Source organism: Streptomyces sp. NRRL WC-3549 (assembly GCF_000721935.1).
Classification (GTDB): domain Bacteria; phylum Actinomycetota; class Actinomycetes; order Streptomycetales; family Streptomycetaceae; genus Streptomyces.
Genome location: NZ_KL585399.1, coordinates 17,301 through 19,123 on the forward strand (window position 1 = coordinate 17,301; position 1,823 = coordinate 19,123).

Annotated in this window: 1 pseudogene; it reads right to left on the bottom strand. The window is 78.9% G+C overall.

The window, feature by feature from the left end:
• Positions 1–1,823: pseudogene (locus tag IH13_RS37520) on the bottom strand (hypothetical protein); the annotation flags it as partial.

Here is a 1,823-nt window from a genome sequence, read left to right on the forward strand (position 1 = left end):
CCCCCTGCCGCTCGTCGCGGACGCGCGCGGCTTCGGCTGCGGCCTCCTCGGCCTCGGCCCGGACGGTCCGGGCCTCGGCCAGTGCGGCCTGAGCCGTCTCCGCGGCGGCGCGGACGGTGTGGGCGGCTTCCCGGAGTTCGGTGAGCATGCCGGGCGGGCAGTCGGCGCGCCAGGAACCGATCCGGGCGGCGAGGGCGCGGTCGGCGGCGAGCCGGGCGGCGAGGGTCCTGATGTCCTCGTCGCGCGCGGCCGCCCTGGCCCTGAGCTCCTGCCGCTCCTCGTCGGCGGCGTGTTCGTCGTGCATGGCCGGGTTCGGCGGGACCAGGAAGACACCGTCCTCGGCGGGGGCGGCCCCCTCCGTCGGGACCGGTGCCAGGAGGGCGGCGGCGGTGCCGACGGCCACGGCGGAGCGCGGCAGCAGGGCGGCGGTGCCGAGTACCTCCCGGGCCCGGGAGTGCGCGTCGGGGTCGGTGATGACGACCCCGTCGACCAGTTCGGGGCGGGCGGCGAGCACGGCCGCGTGGTCGGCGGGGTCGACGGCCTGGGCGAGGTAACGCCAGCCCGGCAGGGCCGGGATCCCGTGTTCGCCGAGGTATTCGACGGTGGCGAGGACGTCCGGGCCGGGCGGCAGCAGTCCGCCGTCGCCGAGGGCGCCGAGGATACGGGAGTCGTCGGCGGCGGCGGTCCGCAGGTCGAAGAGCAGGCCCTGGTCGAGCAGCTCGCGCAGTTCGTCGGCGCTCTGGTCGAGCTCCTCGGCGGTGAGCGGCTGCGAGCCCTCCGCAGCGGCGGGTGCCTCCGGGCCGCCCGCCGCCCTGCGGGGGTGCGGTACTCCACCGGAGGCCGGCATGCCCAGCAGATCGGCGAGGCGGGGTTCGGCCGCGATGGATTCGGCGGCCCGGCGCTCGGCCTCGTAGGACTGCTCGGCGGCGCGGGCGCCGTCGGCGGCCCGGGCCGCGGCGAGTTCGGCGCGGCTCTCGGCCGCCGCCGCCTCCCTGGCGTGGTCGGACGTGGTCCGGGCGGCGTCCCTGGCGGTGTCCCAGGCCGCGACCGCGGCCTTCTCCGCGTCGTTCGCGGCGAGGGCGGCGCGGGCCGGGTCGGCGTCGGGCGCCATGTCGTCGAGCCAGCCCGCCCGGACCGCTTCGGCGGTCTCCTGTTCGACCTCGGCCAGGCGCTGGCGGAGGTGGCCGGCCTCGCTCCGGGCGCGCTGGGCCTCGGTGGCCGCTGTGGTGGCGTCACGGTGCGCCGTCTCCCCGGTGGCCTGGAGGACCGCGGAGCGCTCCTCCTCCTCGTCGGCGACGCGTTCGCCCGCCTCGGCCGCGGTGTGCAGGGCGCGTACGAGGTCGGCGGCGGCCGTGGCGCGGGCGGCGAGGGCGGGGGCGGCGTTGCCGCAGCACCGCTTCGGCGGCCTGCCAGGCGGCGTGCAGGGTCCGGGCGTCGCCCAGTTCGCGGCGCTGGGCCGCCGCGCCCTTCTCCGCCGCGGCGAGGGCGAGGGAGGCGTGTCGGTAGGCGAGTTCGGCGGCGACCAGGCCGCGGTGGCCGCGGGTGGCCTCGGCCGCGGTGACGGTGTGGGCGGCGGCGGTGACCTGCTCGGCGAGCTCGGCGGTCCGGCCGCGTTCCTCGGCGGCGCGGGCGAGGAGTCTGCGGGCCAGGGTGCGGGTACGCCGTTCGGCCGCGGCGTGGACGTCCCGGCTGCGGGCCCGGGTCGCGGTGGCGTCGACGATCCGGCCCAGCAGGTCGACGGATCCGGCGGTGAAGTCACGTTCGGCGGTGAGTTCGGCACGGCGGCCCAGCTTGTCGCCGAAGCCGCTGACCAGGTCGGCGAG